At 34.2% G+C, this 18,258-nt stretch carries 16 protein-coding genes and 2 riboswitches; of the genes, 8 read left to right on the top strand and 8 right to left on the bottom strand.

The window, feature by feature from the left end; genetic code table 11:
* The first annotated feature begins 810 nt into the window (after window positions 1-810).
* On the top strand, window positions 811-1,371 hold the full coding sequence (locus tag CW357_RS16070; RefSeq protein ID WP_124218588.1) for an SLOG family protein: 561 nt from the start codon (window positions 811-813) through the stop codon (window positions 1,369-1,371).
* Window positions 1,372-1,531: 160 nt separating this feature from the next.
* Here CW357_RS16070 and sfnG read toward each other — a convergent pair whose 3' ends face one another.
* On the bottom strand, window positions 1,532-2,608 hold the full coding sequence (gene sfnG / locus CW357_RS16065; RefSeq protein WP_119416965.1) for a dimethylsulfone monooxygenase SfnG: 1,077 nt from the start codon (window positions 2,606-2,608) through the stop codon (window positions 1,532-1,534).
* Between the two features lie 238 nt (window positions 2,609-2,846).
* Between sfnG and CW357_RS16060 the strand changes: the two genes are divergently transcribed.
* Both CW357_RS16060 and CW357_RS16055 read left to right on the top strand, forming a co-directional pair.
* A complete protein-coding gene (locus CW357_RS16060) occupies window positions 2,847-3,914 on the top strand; it encodes an LLM class flavin-dependent oxidoreductase (protein WP_119416964.1) in 1,068 nt (355 codons plus the stop codon).
* A complete protein-coding gene (locus tag CW357_RS16055) occupies window positions 3,914-4,867 on the top strand; it encodes an ATP-grasp domain-containing protein (protein ID WP_119416963.1) in 954 nt (317 codons plus the stop codon). The genes CW357_RS16060 and CW357_RS16055 overlap by 1 nt, the downstream gene beginning before the upstream one ends.
* A gap of 112 nt (window positions 4,868-4,979) precedes the next feature.
* Here the strand turns inward: CW357_RS16055 and CW357_RS16050 are convergent, their stop codons facing one another.
* The 4 genes from CW357_RS16050 to CW357_RS16035 form a co-directional block, all read right to left on the bottom strand.
* Window positions 4,980-6,317, bottom strand: a complete 1,338-nt coding sequence (locus tag CW357_RS16050; protein ID WP_124218587.1) for a nucleobase:cation symporter-2 family protein — start codon at window positions 6,315-6,317, stop codon at window positions 4,980-4,982.
* Window positions 6,318-6,332: 15 nt separating this feature from the next.
* A complete protein-coding gene (locus tag CW357_RS16045; RefSeq protein WP_119416961.1) occupies window positions 6,333-6,902 on the bottom strand; it encodes a xanthine phosphoribosyltransferase in 570 nt (189 codons plus the stop codon).
* Between the two features lie 171 nt (window positions 6,903-7,073).
* Window positions 7,074-7,175, bottom strand: a riboswitch (purine riboswitch).
* A 280-nt stretch (window positions 7,176-7,455) separates the two neighbouring features.
* Window positions 7,456-8,925 (bottom strand): amino acid permease, encoded by a 1,470-nt coding sequence (locus CW357_RS16040; protein WP_119416960.1) that lies wholly within the window; start codon window positions 8,923-8,925, stop codon window positions 7,456-7,458.
* A gap of 104 nt (window positions 8,926-9,029) precedes the next feature.
* A riboswitch (Lysine riboswitch) is annotated at window positions 9,030-9,210 on the bottom strand.
* Between the two features lie 248 nt (window positions 9,211-9,458).
* On the bottom strand, window positions 9,459-10,523 hold the full coding sequence (locus CW357_RS16035) for a nitric oxide synthase oxygenase (RefSeq protein ID WP_369973819.1): 1,065 nt from the start codon (window positions 10,521-10,523) through the stop codon (window positions 9,459-9,461).
* A gap of 583 nt (window positions 10,524-11,106) precedes the next feature.
* Between CW357_RS16035 and CW357_RS16030 the strand changes: the two genes are divergently transcribed.
* Window positions 11,107-12,591, top strand: a complete 1,485-nt coding sequence (locus tag CW357_RS16030) for a catalase (RefSeq protein WP_119416959.1) — start codon at window positions 11,107-11,109, stop codon at window positions 12,589-12,591.
* A gap of 140 nt (window positions 12,592-12,731) precedes the next feature.
* Here CW357_RS16030 and CW357_RS16025 read toward each other — a convergent pair whose 3' ends face one another.
* Entirely contained in the window at window positions 12,732-13,898 is a 1,167-nt protein-coding gene (locus CW357_RS16025; RefSeq protein ID WP_371684345.1) for an MFS transporter, read from the bottom strand.
* Between the two features lie 120 nt (window positions 13,899-14,018).
* On the opposite strand from CW357_RS16025, the gene CW357_RS16020 reads away from it, so the two are divergent.
* The 4 genes from CW357_RS16020 to CW357_RS16005 all read left to right on the top strand — a co-directional run bounded on the left by CW357_RS16020 (window position 14,019) and on the right by CW357_RS16005 (window position 15,991).
* Window positions 14,019-14,894, top strand: a complete 876-nt coding sequence (locus CW357_RS16020; protein WP_119416957.1) for a LysR family transcriptional regulator — start codon at window positions 14,019-14,021, stop codon at window positions 14,892-14,894.
* A gap of 147 nt (window positions 14,895-15,041) precedes the next feature.
* Complete coding sequence (locus CW357_RS16015; RefSeq protein ID WP_158582404.1) at window positions 15,042-15,593, top strand: RNA polymerase sigma factor; 552 nt, start codon at window positions 15,042-15,044, stop codon at window positions 15,591-15,593.
* A complete protein-coding gene (locus tag CW357_RS16010) occupies window positions 15,586-15,756 on the top strand; it encodes a YvrJ family protein (RefSeq protein WP_199670774.1) in 171 nt (56 codons plus the stop codon). The genes CW357_RS16015 and CW357_RS16010 overlap by 8 nt, the downstream gene beginning before the upstream one ends.
* A 4-nt stretch (window positions 15,757-15,760) precedes the next feature.
* Entirely contained in the window at window positions 15,761-15,991 is a 231-nt protein-coding gene (locus CW357_RS16005) for a hypothetical protein (protein WP_119416955.1), read from the top strand.
* Between the two features lie 122 nt (window positions 15,992-16,113).
* On the opposite strand, the gene CW357_RS16000 is transcribed toward CW357_RS16005, so the two are convergent.
* Both CW357_RS16000 and CW357_RS15995 read right to left on the bottom strand, forming a co-directional pair.
* Entirely contained in the window at window positions 16,114-17,415 is a 1,302-nt protein-coding gene (locus CW357_RS16000; RefSeq protein ID WP_119416954.1) for an ABC transporter permease, read from the bottom strand.
* Window positions 17,405-18,100 carry an ABC transporter ATP-binding protein gene (locus CW357_RS15995; RefSeq protein ID WP_119416953.1) on the bottom strand — a complete coding sequence of 232 codons (696 nt, stop codon included), beginning with the start codon at window positions 18,098-18,100 and terminating at the stop codon, window positions 17,405-17,407. Before CW357_RS15995 ends, CW357_RS16000 begins: the two co-directional genes overlap by 11 nt.
* Window positions 18,101-18,258 lie beyond the last annotated feature (158 nt).

Raw genomic sequence — 18,258 nt, 5'->3', positions numbered from 1 at the left:
TCTTGCTTGTTCAGTTTTCAAGGTTCATATTGCGTCGCTTGTTTTAACGACTTGATTATTATATCAAATCTTATTTACGATGTCAACAACTTTTTAAAAGTTGTTTTATGTTCGTTTCATTTAACAGCAACTCAATAAGTATATCACTTTATTTAGTTATTGTCAATGAATAATATTAATTATACAACACAGAATTAATATTTGTTTTAGCGACTTGACTATATTAACATGTATGATTTATATCCGTCAATACTTTTTATGAAATTAATAGTAGACTTTTATAAATATAAAATTATCTTCTATATAATATAATTTCATTTTTTATTATATATTGTTCGATTAACTATATTTAACGCAGAGAATAACGGATACCTATATTGTCACTGAACAAAACAAAAAGAAATCTCATAAACTAATTTTATTAATCAACTGCACTCTAGGCTGGGTTAATACTCTTTCGACCCGTATTCAATCCATTGTAAACAGAAAACAGCTATTGTAAAATGAATGGTGGAAATTGTTGCTTGTATCAATGTTCTTGCACTTAGGTCATTTAAAGCAAGAGATTGTATAGCAGCAAAACTGTTTCTATATTTATTTCAGTCAACCGGTTTCTATAGAAATCGGTTTTTTATATTATTGTGTTGAATCTCTTCTATAGAGTCCAGTACATTTCAATACTCTAACGGGACACAATCGTATAAAACAGTGTAATAATTTTCAATGTTATCCTTGATAAAGATAAAGACCTTAAATAAGAAATTATTCATAATAGATAGGTATATACTATATAAAACTTAGGAGGTTAATATGCTAAAACGACTTGTGATAACTGGATACAAAGCACATGAACTTGGCATTTTCAACGATAAACATCCCGGTCTTGCAATCATCAAAAAAGCATTGCAAGACCGTTTAATATCGTTTATTGAGGATGGACTTGAGTGGGTAGTTTTAAGTGGGCAGCTCGGGGTCGAAACTTGGGCTGCTGAAGTTGTTATGGATTTGCAGATGGAATATCCCGATTTAAAATATGCAATCATCACGCCTTTTTTAGATCAAGAAAAGAATTGGAACGAAGTTAAACAAGAAAAGTATGAAATGATTCTGGCGCAAGCTGACTTTGTAACAAGTCTAACAAAACGTCCATACGAAGCACCTTGGCAGTTTATCGAAAAAAATAAATTCTTTTTGAAAAATTCGGACGGGATCTTAATAGTCTATGATGAAGAAAATGAAGGCTCTCCAAAATATATAAAAAAACTAGCCGAGCAATATGCCGACAAATATGAATATGAGATTTTCCTAATTGATGCGTATGATTTACAAGCAATCGCTGAAGAAGAACAAATGAAAAACTGGGAGCAATAAAAATTTTCTGCGACGAGTAATCGCAGGAGCAATAATTTCTGCGACGAGTAATCGCAGGAGCAAATCAAGTCACGTGGCTAATACAAATGCTAAGATCATTAAAAACAGGGTTCAAACTCTCTATTCCTTTGAACCCTGTTTTATCTGTCAATATTTATACTTAGGCATTTACTATATTTAATGATACTTCTTTTTCACGTACCAGAGGAATAACTTTTTCTCCGAATGCCTTTAGTTCTTCTTCATAATGTAAGAATCCCGTCAGGACAATATCTACGCCAATTTTCTTCAACTCAATTATACGATTTGCAACTTGTTCAGGCGTACCGATTAAACCTGTTTTAAATCCTTCATTATATTGTACAAGGTCTTCAAGAGAAGCATCTGCCCACATCCCCTTACCTTCTGGTGAAGAGGCTCCCGCTTTTTGTACTGACTTTTTAAAACCCTTAACCGCTTCTGTATTCGCATTAGATACGATATCACGGAGCACTTGTTGTGCCTCCACTTCCGTGTCACGTACAATTGCAAAACCATTCACTCCAAATCGAATTGGGCCTTGACCATTTTCTTTACGAAGTCTTTTCACTTCTTCAATTGTTTCTTTCAAAGCATCTAATGTATTTCCATTCATAAAGAAAACATCTGAAACACGCCCCCCCATTTCTTTAGCAGCACGTGATAGCCCTCCTTGAAAGACTGTAATTGGGTTAATAGGTTTTGGCTCTAACGTTGCATCATTTAAACGATAAAAGTTTCCATGATAATTCGCTTTTGGTTCGTTCCACAGAAGTTTTAATACTTCGATAAATTCCTCTGACCGACGATAACGTTCATCATGATCTAGCCAATATTCGCCATAGCTAGTAAACTCATCTTTTAACCAACCACTTACTACATTCACTGAAGCACGACCACCACTAATCTGATCAATCGTTGCCATCATCTTAGCAAAAACAGCAGGTTGCCATAATCCAGGAAGAACAGCCGTAATAATGTTCAAACGCTCTGTTGTAGCCGCTAAAGCAGAAGCCAATGTTGCGGCCTCTAATTGATTTTCCGCACCATAACTAGATAAGAAACGGGTCTGTAGTAATACATAGTCAAACCCTATATTTTCCGCAATTTGCGCATAACGTTTATTGTCCTCAAAATTCCAACCTGTTTTCTGAGGAAGATTCGAAACCACAAGTCCTCCGCTTACATTGGGTGCCCAATAGGCAAATTGTAAAGTCATCTATATTTACCTCCTGATTCAGTCATTTTATACTTTCATCAATTTTCTTCGCCCTGAATACAACTAGATCACAATATAAAATAATTTAAATTTTCTGAATTAAATTTAATATTTAAAAACCTATTTGTCAACTATGTTTTATACAAATTATATTGTTTATCAATATAATTTATGTTACGATAAGCGCAACAAATAGTCAGACTATTTTAAATTTAATTTGAAGGGCGGTTTCAGGGATATGAAGTATGGATATTGGTCTCCTCTTTATGGTGGATGGTTAAGAAATATAGAAGATGAACACAATCAAATGCCAGCTACATTTGATTATGTGAAAAAAGTGGCACAGCAAGCTGAACAACTCGGCTATGATATGACACTAATTGCTGAACTTTTTTTAAATGATATTAAAGGCATTGAAGAACCTGCATTAGATGCATGGTCAACTACTGCAGCAATAGCAGCAGTCACAGAAAAACTAAACATTCTTACAGCTATTCGTCCAGGCTATTACAACCCACAAACTTTTGGGAAAATGGCCTCTAATATAGATCAAATCAGCAATGGGCGCCTTGCATTAAATGTCGTTTCTGCTTGGTGGGAAGAAGAAGCTCGTCAATACGGGGGTGCTTTCACTGCTCACGATTCGCGATACGCTCGTACAGAAGAATTTTTGGCTGCACTAGAAGAATTATTTACTAAAACACCTGCATCATTTAAAGGTGATTACTATGAATTTGAAAATACTTATCTAGTGCCAAAACCAGTGAGAAACAACCATATCCCTATATTTGCAGGCGGAGAATCGGAAACAGGTAAACAAACAATTGCAAAAACATGTGATTCTTATGTGATGCATGGTGGCACTATAGAAGAGATTGAATCAAAGATTAAGGAAATGAATGGACGCCGCCAAGAACTTGGAAAACCTGATTTCGACACATTTGGTATGGCTGCTTACATCATTTGCCGTGATACAGAAGAAAAAGTGCAAGCTGAATTACAACGCATCACTACGATGAATCCTGAAAGTAAAGCTTATGCGGGATACAAAGATTTTGTCGGCAAATCTCAACTAAATGTAAAAGTTAGTAAAGAAGACTACTGTGTCTCAAATCGCGGTCTCCGTCCAAACCTAATTGGTACACCTAAGCAAATTGCGAAACGTATTCTTGCTTATGAAGAAGTTGGCTTAAATCTATTAATCCTTCAATTTTCGCCACAACTAGAAGAAATGAAGATTTTTGCTGAAAAAGTAATGCCATTAGTAGAACAACTTAGAAAAGAAAAAGTGGAGGCGGCAAAATAATGTCAAAAGTTTATATTATTCATGAAAATAGCGAGTGGACAGATCATTTAACAAAACGATTAAATGAATTAAATATTCCATATGAAGAATGGTTTTTAGATCAAGGTACAGTAGATTTAAGTTCTGTGCCACCTGAAGGCGTATTTTACAGCCGTATGAGTGCCTCATCACATACACGTGATCATCGATTCGCTCCGGAATTATCTAATGCTGTACTTGCATGGTTAGAATTCCACGGCCGTACAGTATTTAACGGAACAGACGCACTTAAGCTAGAATTAAGTAAAGTAAATCAATACTTAGCTTTAGAAAAAGCAGGCATTCGTACACCTAAAACAATCGCAGCTGTTGGAAAAAAACAAATAATTGAAGCTGCTAAAAAGTTAAACACACCTTCATTTATCACAAAACATAACCGCGCCGGTAAAGGACTCGGCGTTCAATTATTCAACTCTATTGAAGCTTTAGAAGCTTATGTGAATGGTCCTCTTTACGAAGAACCTGTTGACGGAATTACTCTAATCCAACAATATATTAAATCTCCCGAATCATTTATCACTCGTGCTGAATTTGTTGGTGCAAAATTTGTTTATGCCGTTCAAGTTGATACCTCAAAAGGTTTCGAACTATGCCCAGCAGACGCATGCCAAATCAACGACCTATTCTGCCCAGTCGGTGAGGAAGTTGAAGAAAAACCTAAGTTCCAAATCGTTGATGACTCTGTATTAGATTTAGAACAAATCAAATCTTATGAAGAATTCTTAAAAGCACAAAATATTACAGTTGCAGGAATCGAATTTATCAAAGATGAAAACGGCATCGTTTATACTTACGATATCAATACAAATACGAATTACAATAGCGATGCAGAAGCTAAAGCTGGGAAATACGGAATGCTAGAGCTCGCTACTTTCTTAGGGAAAGCATTAGAAAAAGAACAAGCACTTGTTTAATAGAATACTTACAAAAGAAAAACGATTCTAAAAGTGATGAATATCTTTTTAGAATCGTTTTTTAAATTCAAAAAGCCCCATCCGATTTGGATGGGGCTACATTTTCTATAAATTAAGCATGCTTTTCAGTTAGCTTCGTTTTTACTTCTTTCATTTCTTCCATTTTCACAGGCTCTACCTGTACATCACGTCTCCACGGAATCATGTTGAAAATGATATTTAATGCAATAGCTGTTACACTACCTGCTACAATACCATTACTTGTTAAAATACGAACAGTTTCAGGAAGTACTTTGAAGATATCTGGAACAACTGTTACTCCAAGTCCCATACCAATAGAGCAAGCGATAATCATTGCATTTCCTTCAGAGCCCCCTACTGCAGCACCTAACATTTTAATTCCTTGAGAAATAACCATGCCGAACATTGCAATCATCGCACCACCAAGGACAGCGGTAGGGATAATTGTTGTTAGAGCGGCAATTTTAGGTAAGAAACCTAGCGATACTAGTAAAATACCTGTGATGAAGATAACAGATCGATTTTTGACACCTGTCATTTGCATTAAACCTACATTTTGAGAAAATGCTGTGTACGGGAATGAGTTGAAAATACCACCTATAATAGAAGCTAAGCCTTCTGAGCGATATCCACGCGCAAGTGCTTTATCATCGATTGGTGTATTTGTCATATTACTTAGTGCAAAATAAGAACCTGTTGATTCAACAAGAGACACAATCGCAACAAGTGTCATAATGATAATTGGTTGTACATGAAATTCTGGTGTTGCAAAGTAGAAAGGTGTTACAATTTGTCCCCATGCAGCGTCTGCTACTGGTGAAAAATCTACCTTACCAACAAAAGCAGCGGCAATAGTCCCTAACACTAAACCAATTAGAATAGCAATTGAACGAACAAATCCTTTTGTAAAACGATACAACAAAATAATTGCTATTAATGTGCCAAAAGCAAGCGAAATGTTAGAAACTGAACCGAAATCAGCAGCTCCTTGACCACCACCAGCATTATTAACAGCAACCGGTATTAACGTAATCCCAATGATTGTTACTACTGAACCTGTAACGATAGGTGGGAAGAACTTTACGAGTTTACCAAAAATGCCTGAAATAAGAACAACAATTAAACCAGATGCAATTACTGCACCATAGATAGAACCTATGCCATATTTCGCACCAATTCCAATGATTGGTGTTACAGCTGTAAATGTACATCCGAGAACTAAAGGTAATCCGATTCCAATTACTTTACCACGCATAACTTGTAATAATGTAGCTATACCACACATCATAATGTCAATAGATACTAAATACGTTAACTGAGTAGAATCAAACTTCAGTGCTCCCCCAATGATTAATGGTACTAAAATTGCTCCTGCATACATTGCTAGTAAATGCTGAATTCCAAGTGTTGCAAGTTTTACCTTGTTCATCTGATCAGTTGCCTCCTAAGCAAATTGTACTTTGCCATTTTCTAATGAAGAAATAATAGCCAATGAATCAACTCGATAACCTAGGTCTCGTAAATATTGACCACCTGGTTGGAAACCTTTTTCTATGACAATGCCAATGCCGCTTATAGTAGCCTCAGCTTGTTTAGCAATATTGATTAAGCCTTTTGCTGCTTCCCCATTAGCTAAGAAATCATCAATAACTAATAGAACATCATCTTTATCGATATAATCTTTTGAAACAGAGATCGTATTTGTTACTTTTTTCGTAAACGAGTAAACATCTGCAGAATAGAAGTTATCTGTTAATGTTACTGACTTGCGCTTACGAGCGAACACAACCGGAATCCCTAATATGAGTCCCGCCATTACAGCTGGAGCAATTCCTGAAGATTCTATAGTAAGAATTTTTGTTAGCCCAGCATCTTTATATCGATTAGCAAACTCTTGCCCAATTGCTTGCATAAGATGTGGATCAATTTGATGATTCAAAAATGAATCTACTTTTAATACGTCTCCTGATAAGACTTTACCTTCACTTATGATTTTATCCTGAAGTAGTTTCAAAACTTAGGATCTCCCTTCTAGATTGAGTTCTTCGTATTTTATATGTCGTATCCCGTTTTCAAATAAAAAACTCGAAGAACTTGTACACTCACAAATCTATGAGCGAGCAAGTCCTTCGAGTTATAAAATCGAAAGTAATAGGAAAAAGAATACTGACTAAGTAAACTATTTACTATTATATTTGCTTCTCATAGTCAATTCATTTACGGTGAACTGGTAGAAACTCGCAAGCCTTATTCTTGCTATTATATGAGCGATTAATATTTAGTTTTATAATTTGAGAATGTCACAATTATAGCATGCTATAAGTAAAATTCAACGGAATGTTAAAATGTAAAATAATTCAGATAATTTAAAATGTGCATTTTTTAATAACATTCTTTCAAATATAATAAATTTCAATCTATTTACACGAACGTTCTAAAAAATATACTCTCTATTATTCGTCCGTTTGGGTATAATACACTTTTGAAACGCCATTACAAATCAAAAATAATAAATTAAAAAAGCTAATCTATTTAGGACTTTCTCCAGAAATAGATTAGCAATATTTTTATTGAATAGGTCGATCAGTTGAAAAATCTGCTTCCTCTAAACGAACAATTTTAGTTTTATGTTTCCATTTGTATCCAAACCAAAGGATAAAGAAAATTGGCAAGCCAATATAAGATACTAATATTCCATACCAATCAATATGACCACCTGTAAATGCTGTATAATTTTGCCCTAATACAACAATCATACATACTACAAATGCAAAGATTGGACCAAACGGGAAAAATCTCGAACGGTATGGTAGTTCAGATAGATCATGTCCTTGTGCAACAAACGCTTTGCGGAAGCGGTAATGGCTCGCTGCAATACCTAACCATGCGATAAACCCACACATCCCCGATGCATTTAATAACCAAATATACACAGTACCTGTCCCAAATAAAGATGCTAAGAAAGATAAACAAGCAACTAATAATGTAGCAATAAGTGCTGCAACTGGTACACCACGTTTGTTTAACTTTTTGAAAATTCTTGGTGCTTTACCTTCCATCGCTAATTCCCACAATGTACGGGATGATGCATATAATCCTGAGTTACCGGCTGATAAAATAGCAGTTAAAATTACTGCATTCATAATTGAAGCTGCAAAAGCAATACCAGCATTTTCAAATACTAAAGTAAATGGGCTAACAGTGACATCATCGCTATTAGCAAGGCGAGCATCTGTATATGGAATCAATAACCCAATAGCTAATATTGCTAGAATATAGAATAACAAAATACGCCAAAAAATTTGTTTTACTGCCTTTGGAATCGTTTTGTCTGGATTTTTTGTTTCCCCAGCAGTAATACCAAGCAACTCAGTTCCTTGGAATGAGAACCCTGCAGCTAAGAAAATACCAAATGTCGCAAAGAAACCTCCGTGGAATGGTGCATCCCCTTTAAAGAAATTCGTAAAACCAACCGGTGCATTTCCACCTAAAATACCGAAAATCATTAAAAAGCTTACGATTAAGAAAATAATAACCGTTGCAACTTTAATAATCGCAAACCAATATTCACTTTCACCAAAACTATTAACAGATAAATAATTTAAGACAAAAATAATTATTAAAAAGGCTGCACTCCATATAAATGAAGGTGTTTCAGGGAACCAATATTTCATAACAATTGAAACAGCTGAAACTTCTGCTGCAATAGTGATGGCCCAGTTATACCAGTAGTTCCATCCTAGAGCAAACCCTAACGATGGATCAATAAATTTTGAAGCATACGTACTAAATGACCCTGATACAGGCATATACGCTGCCATTTCTCCAAGACTAGTCATTAAGAAAAATACCATTATACCGATTAAACCATAAGCCAAAAGCGCACCACCCGGTCCAGCAGCAGCAACAGAATTTCCGCTCGCCAATAACAATCCTGTCCCAATTGTTCCTCCGAGTGAAATCATAGTAACATGACGACTTTTTAGACCTCTATTTAAGCTCTGTTGTTCACTAGAGCTTGTCTCTTTTATACTCATATTTCTCCTCTTTCCGATTTTCATTGCAAGAAAGGTCGGTTTGAAGCAAATAAAAAATACCATCCAAGGAAATTGAGATGGTATATAAACTCCCCATCAACCTTGATAAAGATAGCTCAACACGCCTTTTTAGACGTGACAGTTCTGCACCTTTCGATAGCAGCCCCAGCATTAGCAATAAAAAGCTTACCAACACTTCGGCAATATTCCCTTTTTTAATCGAGTCTGTAATGCTTTTTCATCTCGTCGATCATACTCATGAATATCGCGACCTCTACCTCATCTATTGGATGAGGCATGCAATATATAATTTTAATACGTGTCTATTATAATACAGGGTAAATTCAATAACAAGACGTAAATATACTGGAATTATAATACAACTAAGACAATAATCATTTAATCTACTATCTCTTAAAGATACTAAAGAGTTTTATTTTTACAAAGTATGTGTAAAACATTGTTATATAAATGGAAGAAAGATAAAAAATCGAGCGACAAAACTTCGCTCGATTTTCAATAACTTTTACTAATTAGTAGGGATTCTTTTGATAAGCGTACCCTGGTAGTTTCTTCGTATTATCATATGGCTTGTGGAAAATATGTGTCGTTGCAGGAGATAAAGGAGGGATCAACCATGTCCAATTACCAGTCACATCTCGATTTTCAGACGTTTCATTAACTTCAAAACGTTTAAATTGTTGTGCAGCCGTATGGTGATCAACAATGCTCACACCATCTTCTTTGAAAGAATAAAGTACCGCTACATTAAGTTCTACTAATGCACGATCACGCCATAAACTAGCATTGGAAGATGTATCTAAATCCATTTTTTCAGCAATTATTGGCAACATATTATAACGATCTTTATCAGCTAAATTACGAGCACCAATTTCCGTACCCATATACCATCCGTTAAACGGAGCTGCTGTATATGTAATGCCTCCGATTTCAAACTTCATACTTGAAATGATCGGTACAGCATACCATTTTAAATGTAAATCAACGAACCATTCGAAATTTGGATGTCGCAATTGCACCTCTTTAACATATCTTTGCGGAATTTCAAACAACTGCGGTTTACGATTTTCAACTTGTATCACTATTGGTAATACATCAAATTGTCCGCCTTTTCCTTGCCATCCTAATTTTATACATTCTTTTGTAAAGTCTATCGAACTAGAATCTCCAATTACTGAACCATCATCTTGTTCATAACCAGCATAGCGAATCAATTGATGATTCCATATTCTTACTTTCTGTGATTCAAAGATAGATATAGTCGGTCTTATTTTTCCGTTATTTGTTGCAAATTCTATATGCTCTAAAAGTTTTTCAAAAATTATTTTTTCATCATTTATCCCACGTTGATCTTTCACTTGAAGTGTTTGCCAAAACAATCGCCCAATGCATTTATTACTATTTCGCCAAGCTATTTTTGCACCATAAGCAAGTTCATCTGTCGTATGAGTGTAAACGCCAAACTTCTTAATATCTTGCTTGATGTATTTTAGACGTCGTTCCAGTTGGTCCGTGGGCAATTTGTTTTCTAAATAATACATCTTGATAAAGTCAATTGCCTCATTTAACATCGGCATTAGTGAACCCCCCATTAAAATACTTCAATTAGCTCTATCATAAATGAATTATTATGAAGAAAAAATATGTAGATTACATACCGATTTAAGAAGACTACATTTACCCTTCTTACAGGTTGTTTGCTTAGTATAGGCAAATAATTAAGAATCATTTCTTTTCTTCTAAATCACTGAATTCAACATTTCCATACCTATTCTCTCCGTATAATAAGTAGATATAAATCATAGTATTTTACGAGAATATTATTTTCAATTATGAACATTTCATAAATTTTAATGATAATAATAATTATTACAATATGCAATTATAATTATATTTTATCTATCAACGAGAAGATTTGATAAAAGTAATCAAATCTTCCTATTCGTTTTTTTCTATTTTAAACACCATTTTTAAACTATCTGTAATACATTCGTTAAAAAGTAATCGTTATAGCATCATTGTAAAATCTATTTTAATTTATACATCATATTTTAAAATAAAAATTACTAAAATAGAATAATTATAATTTACTTTCAATTGTTAATCTGTTATAGTTGTTTTCGAAGAGGTAATTCAATTTCTTTAAGGAGGAATTCATTCATGACAAAGGATAACAATAAAAAGTTAACTACTGCCGCTGGGGCTCCTGTTGTAAGTAACACAAACTCTATGACTGCAGGAAAACGTGGTCCTGTACTTTTACAAGATGTTTGGTTGATTGAAAAACTAGCAAACTTCAATCGTGAAGTTATTCCAGAACGCCGTATGCACGCTAAAGGTTCAGGTGCTTTCGGTACATTCACAGTCACTCACGATATTACTAAATATACAAAAGCAAAAATTTTCTCTGAAATAGGTAAGAAAACAGCAATGTTCGCACGATTCTCTACTGTCGCCGGTGAACGTGGTGCTGCAGATGCTGAACGTGATATTCGCGGTTTTGCATTAAAATTCTATACAGAGGAAGGTAACTGGGACTTAGTTGGTAACAATACTCCTGTATTCTTCTTCCGTGATGCAATGCACTTCCCAGACCTAAACCATGCTGTTAAACGTGATCCACGTACCAATATGCGCTCTGCTAATAACAACTGGGATTTCTGGACTAACCTTCCTGAAGCGTTACACCAAATTACTTACGTAATGGGTGACCGTGGTATTCCAACTGATTATCGTCATATGCACGGCTTTGGATCACATACTTACTCAATGATTAACGCAGACAACGAACGTGTTTATGTTAAATTCCATTTTAAAACACAACAAGGTATCAAAAACTTAACCGATGAAGAGGCTGCAGAAGTAATCGCGAAAGACCGTGAATCTTCACAACGCGATCTATATGAAGCTATCGAGCGTGGTGAGTTCCCTAAATGGACAATGTACATCCAAGTAATGACAGATGAACAAGCGAAGAACCATCCTGATAATCCATTTGATTTAACAAAAGTTTGGTATAAAAAAGATTATCCATTAATTCCAGTTGGTGAATTCGAGTTAAACCGTAACCCTGCAAACTACTTTGCTGAAGTTGAACAAGCTGCATTTGCTCCTTCTAACGTAGTTCCTGGTATTAGCTTTTCACCAGATAGAATGCTTCAAGCCCGTCTATTCGCATATGCTGATGCACAACGCTATCGTTTAGGTGTCAATCACACTTTAATTCCGGTTAACGCACCAAAATGCCCCGTGCATAATTTCCATCGTGATGGTTTCATGCGTACAGATGGCAACCTAGGAAGTACACTACACTATGAGCCAAATAGCTATGGTGAATGGCAAGAACAGCCTGCATACAAAAATCCATCTGAAGAGGCAGGTCCTGCGGATATCTATGATTTCCGTGAAGACGATGATAACTACTTTGAACAACCAGGAAAATTGTTCAACATCATGAGTCCAGATGAACAACAACGTCTATTTGAAAATACTGCTCGTAATATGGAAGGCGTTGAAAACTTTATCAAAGAACGTCACATCATCCACTGCTATAAAGCAGATCCAAAATACGGTGAAGGCGTTGCTAAAGCAATGGGTATTGACATTAACTCTATTGACGTACTTAAAGAAGTTCAATACCACTAAGATTTACTAATTTAAATTGACATTCATATTCCAAAAAAGACTGTAAGCAAAATACAATTTGCTTACAGTCTTTTCATGTAACACTTTTCAATTCTTTTAATTCAAACTTGAAACTACTATGCAAAAGATATTAGTTAACTCTATTGTCTTCTTTTTTCTTTCGTAATTCCTATATAAATGAAGAATGTTACGATAATAATTCCCATAGCTACTAAATACATTCTGCTATACCCTGCATTTGAAGCAACAATTCCAAGAATAAAAGAACCAACTGCCATTCCTAAATCCATCGCATTGAAAAATACAGAGTTTGCGATTCCAACCCGATGTCGCTCGACTGAACTGATAATCTGAGATTGGAACACAGGTGTAACTGAACCATAACCAATCCCAATTAGAATACCCGCAATAATCATTAGAAAACCAGTAAGAGGCAATTGTAAGATGAACATCCCAATAGCAAAGATCAAAATACAAGGAATAACAATAATTTTCGGTCCATACATATCAGAGTATTTACCTGTAAATGGGCGGAAGATTATCATAAAAATTGCATAAACAATAAAAAATGTACTAGCTGCAGCCACTAGGTTCAGTTCTTTCGCATAGATGGCTAAAAATGCCGATACACAAGAATAAGAAGTAGCTAATAAAAATGTTGGGATGGCATATGGAATCGTTTTTCCATCCATAATATCATTCCATGAAAAGCCTCTCTTTTCTATTTTAGTGACTGGCTCAAGTTTTGGAACGTTTATCACTAACGCTAACAAGATATTAATAGCTGCAAAAATAATACACAATATAATAGATAGAGTGTACATATTATGATTTGCTAAATTCAACCCGATTACTGGGCCAAATACCATCGCTACCCCCATAGCAAGTGAGAAATAACTAACACCTTCTCCACGTCTAGATGCAGGGATTAACTCTGCACTAATTGTCCCTTTTACAGTTGTAATAATACCAAATGTTAAACCATGAAAAATTCTCAAAACTAAAATTGCACCTAATGATTTTGTAAACAAATATAAACTCGAAGCGATACAAAATGCTATTGTAGAATAAATTAAAATTTTCTTCTGAGAACCTTTTTCGACCCATTTCCCTGCCAGTGGTCGAATAACAATTGCAGCCGCTAAGAATAATGTAGTTAAAAGTCCCGCCTTATCAGCACCTGCATTCAAATTCTCTACCAAATATAACGGCAAAGAAGCAATTAGCACATAAAACACTAAAAAAATAAAAAAACTTATAATTGTTATGTTTATAAAGTCTTTAGTCCATAATTTTTCTTTTTCCATAAAAGTCCTCCTCAAGAATAGCAATATTCCAATTATACGCTGATTTAGGTATGCATAAATAATTGTATTTATCATAGTAGCCATGCATAATTGTAATACCAAACAAACGGAGGACTTGCTATGGAATGGTATCAATTACAATACTTTTTAACGTTAGCCAAAACACAAAACATCACAAAAGCATCTGAACAGTTAAACTTATCTCAATCTGCGCTTAGCAGATCTATTGCTCGATTAGAAAAAGAAATTGGCGCTCCTCTTTTTGAAAGAGAAAGTCGTGGAGTTAAGTTAAACCGTTATGGAAAGCTATTCTCGGAACATGCAAGTAATGCACTCTATGAAATTGAGACAGCCAAAAAGATGATTAATGACTTAGTAGACCCCTTTCACGGAACCATTGAATTAGCGTTTATTCAAACACTAGGATCAAGTTATATCCCAGAACTTATTCGATCATTTCAATTACAATACCCACATATTCAATTCAAACTCTATCAAGATATTACGAGTAAAATTCTTGAACAGGTAGAAACATCAGTTATTAATATTGGTTTCTGCTCCCCAACTACTAAAAAAGAAAGTTTAGAAATGCTCCCTATTATACAAGAAGAACTTTTGCTAATAGTCCCTAAAAATCACAGGTTGAACGGTAGAGAAAATGTTACTTTAGATGAGGTAGCTGATGATTCATTTATCTTTTTCAAAGAAGAAACAGCCTTAAGGGATGTCATTGAACTAATTTTTCAACAAGCAAACTTTCAGCCAAAAGTAGTTTTTGAGGGAATCGATGAAAAAACGATTGTAGATCTTGTTGCTGCTAATTTTGGCGTTGCATTGGTACCTAGTACTACAACCTTTAACATAGAAAAAGTTACTTCTATTAAGATTAGCCATCCGATTTGCACTCGCACAACGATGATGATTTGGCGCAGCACAGGGTATATTTCACCAGTAGTAAAACAATTCATTAAATTTGTAAAAGCATACGCTAGGTAACTTCATGTAGGACATACTTAGTCTACAACTAAAACATTTTAAATAATTTTTTACAATATTTTTCAAAGGGTTGATTTTAATGTTCGCATTCTTCCTTTATAATATAAGAACATACATTCGCGTATTAGATGAGGAAGGGGGAAAATGATGGACTTAAAATATAAAGCGCAAATTAAGAATCCTATTTTAAAATCTTTCCTAAAGGAAGGGAATCATTACGAATTATTTAGCACTTATATCGAGACACAAAATGAAGAAATTCTTAACATTATAGAAGAACAATTTAAACAGTACTATATTAGAATATTAGTTATTTCCTATTTCTCAAAATCTATTCATTTTGCCGCCCAACATTTTGATAAAAAGGTTAGAAAGAGACAAGTAATGCAACCATTAATATTAGATTCAACTGAGCGTTATAACTTAATGGATGTGAAAGAGGTATCAAATCATCGAAGGATCTTATCAGACTCAAATATCCTCCTATCTTCAGAAAAACTAGAGGATTATATTGAACAAGAGGAAGTTTATCAAGCTATACATCAACTAACAAAGAAGCAAAGGATTATTCTTTATTTTCTTTTTATAAAGGATATTAGCTACAAAGAGATTGCACAACTCCTCAATATTTCACCACAGGCTGTTTATAAACAAAAAAAACGTGCTTTGATGAAAATAAGGAGGTATATAAATGTCTGACATATCTAATCTAATAAATATGGTTAACAATTCAGGATTTCCTATTGTAATATCTATATACTTGTTACTTCGATTTGAAAAGAGACTTGAATCTTTAAATACAACTATTCAAAATATCTCTACTAAAATAGAAAAAATTTTAAGGTTAAATAAAAAGGACTGATTCGATGAATATTTTACAACTCAATGCATCTGAAGTGATTGAGATTCTTACTCCCAAAATAAAAAAAGAATTATGTCAGACAGATATACAAAATCGAAAGGATTTAGAACAAGAACTAATATTAATGATTATCGAAACTATACAAACTAAACACTTTAAAACCCCTCCAACTTTTTTGGAATTATTAGAAAAGGAGAATTTGATCATTTGTGATAAAAATATTAGGTTGGGATAACAACTCCTCAAAATAACCAAATTTGTCCCAGTACCCTAGTATGGAAGTAGTCTCACTTTTAATGAAAACATTAAATCCCTGAGGCTTATGTTGAACCCCAGGGATTTAAAAAATTATTTATATTAATCTTGATGTAATGCTTGAATGACATCAATCTTGGTTGCTTTTCGAGCCGGACGCCAACCACTCATAATTGCAACTCCCACACTAATCAACGAAGCAATGACCACAAGCTCCCATGGTATCGTCGAAAATCGAATTGCAGCATCTCCAATACCACTATCAGGCATAACCGCTTCTAGAATTTTAGGTAATGCAAAGTTTGCTAAAAAACTAATAATATATGAAATAATGATTGCGATTGCTGTGCCTAAAATACCTATATAAGCACTTTCCATCACAAACAATCGCTGAATTAACTTTGGCCCTGCACCTATTGCCTTCATCACTCCTATTTCACGTGTACGTTCTGTAACTGCCATTGTCATCGTATTGAAAATACCGATGGAGGCTATTAATACTGCTATTGTTCCTACAAAAATAAGTCCTACTTTTAATGCTAAGAAAAATACATTTAATTGTTCTAATTGTTCAGTAACTGAATAGACAGATAAATCCATTGCTTTTAAAGCTTTTAGTATACCTTTAACAGCCTCTATATCTGTTGCATAAGCATAATAACTTACATAGTAAAAATCCTGTTCTTTCATCTTTTGTTCAGCAATTATATTGTAATCCTTTAGAATTTCGGATTTCATCGTATCGCTTAATTGAATACTTGAATCCATATCCCACTCTTTAGAAGGTTTCTCCCCTATCCCAACAACCTTATATTTTCTTGTCTTCGTATGTTTTTTACTATTTTCCGGTTTGAAGGAAATTGATATTGTTTTTCCTAGTAACGATTGGTGGTAACCTATTTTCGATTTTTCTTGCTCATCTAGTTCCTCTTTAGCATTTTGTTTTTCTTCTTTTGTTACTAAGTTTTGTCCTAGATTATACCCAACGACAATTTCATTTTCTTTGGTTGGATAAGTCCCTTCAGATAATTTAACTTTTGCTTTTCTTTGTTCTTCAAAATTATTAAATTTCACTTCACTAAATCCAGAACGATTTTCAAATTTAACATAAGTAGTAAGAGCCTCATTGAAGTGAGTTGTATCCACAAGTGCCTGAACATTTGGAATAGCTTTAATTGCCTTTTGGTCAATATCTTTTTCATCAGAATTATATACTTCAATTTTCGTCACAGAACTATCTGATAAAATTTCATCCTTTAATGATCCTTGTAACCCAAATGCTATAGAAGCTAGGACAATTAAAAATGCACATCCCATTGTTGTTGCTAATATAGTAGTGAAAATACGCATTCGATTCTTCTTAATATGTTGTCTAACAAAATCTATTTGATCTCTAAACCGCACTAGGGATAGCCTCCTTTAATACACCATCATGCATCAAGAATTTTTGATGTGCAATATTTGCAACCTCTTCATCATGCGTAATAATGATAAATGTAATATCCATCGTATCGTTTAATAGCTTGATTAAACTTAAAATTTCTTGTTCCGTTTCGGAATCTAAATTCCCAGTTGGCTCATCTGCCAAAATGATTGGTGGATTAGTTACAAGCGCTCGAGCTATGGCTACCCGTTGTTGTTGACCTCCGGATAACTCATTTGGGTAGTGATCTGAGACAGCATCTAGTCCGACTTTTTTTATGATTTTTTCTACTGTTTTAAATCGTGCATTTTTGCCCATTCCTTGGATTTTCAATGGCAATTCAATATTTTCAAAAGCGGTTAAACCCGGCATTAGCTGAAAGTTTTGGAAGATAAAACCCATATTTTCAGAGCGGAACTTTGCATAGTCTGATTCTGATAGGTTTGTCGTTTCTTTCCCTTGCATCTCAATTGAGCCTTGCTCAGGCTTAAGAAATCCTGCAACAATATTAAGTAATGTAGATTTGCCAGAGCCACTTTTTCCAACAATTGAAGCTATTTCTCCTTTATTAATTGTAAACGAGATATTCTTTAATACCGGAACCTTTTTCTCACTCCCTTTTTTACCGATTCTAAATGTATGACTAATATTTTTTACGGTTATCAATGATATCGACCTCCATCATTTCATCTAGCAATCAGTATATGGAAAACTTCTTAATAATTTCATATTAAAAAAATGAAGAATTCCTTAAGATTTATACAAAAAAGAAACCATTTAGAAAAACACATTCTAAATGAATCAATTTCATAACTCGATTTTTT

Source organism: Rummeliibacillus sp. TYF005 (assembly GCF_003844195.1).
In the GTDB taxonomy this organism is placed as follows: domain Bacteria; phylum Bacillota; class Bacilli; order Bacillales_A; family Planococcaceae; genus Rummeliibacillus.
Note: the sequence above shows the minus strand (reverse complement) of the source record. Positions and strands in the feature narration are given on the sequence as shown.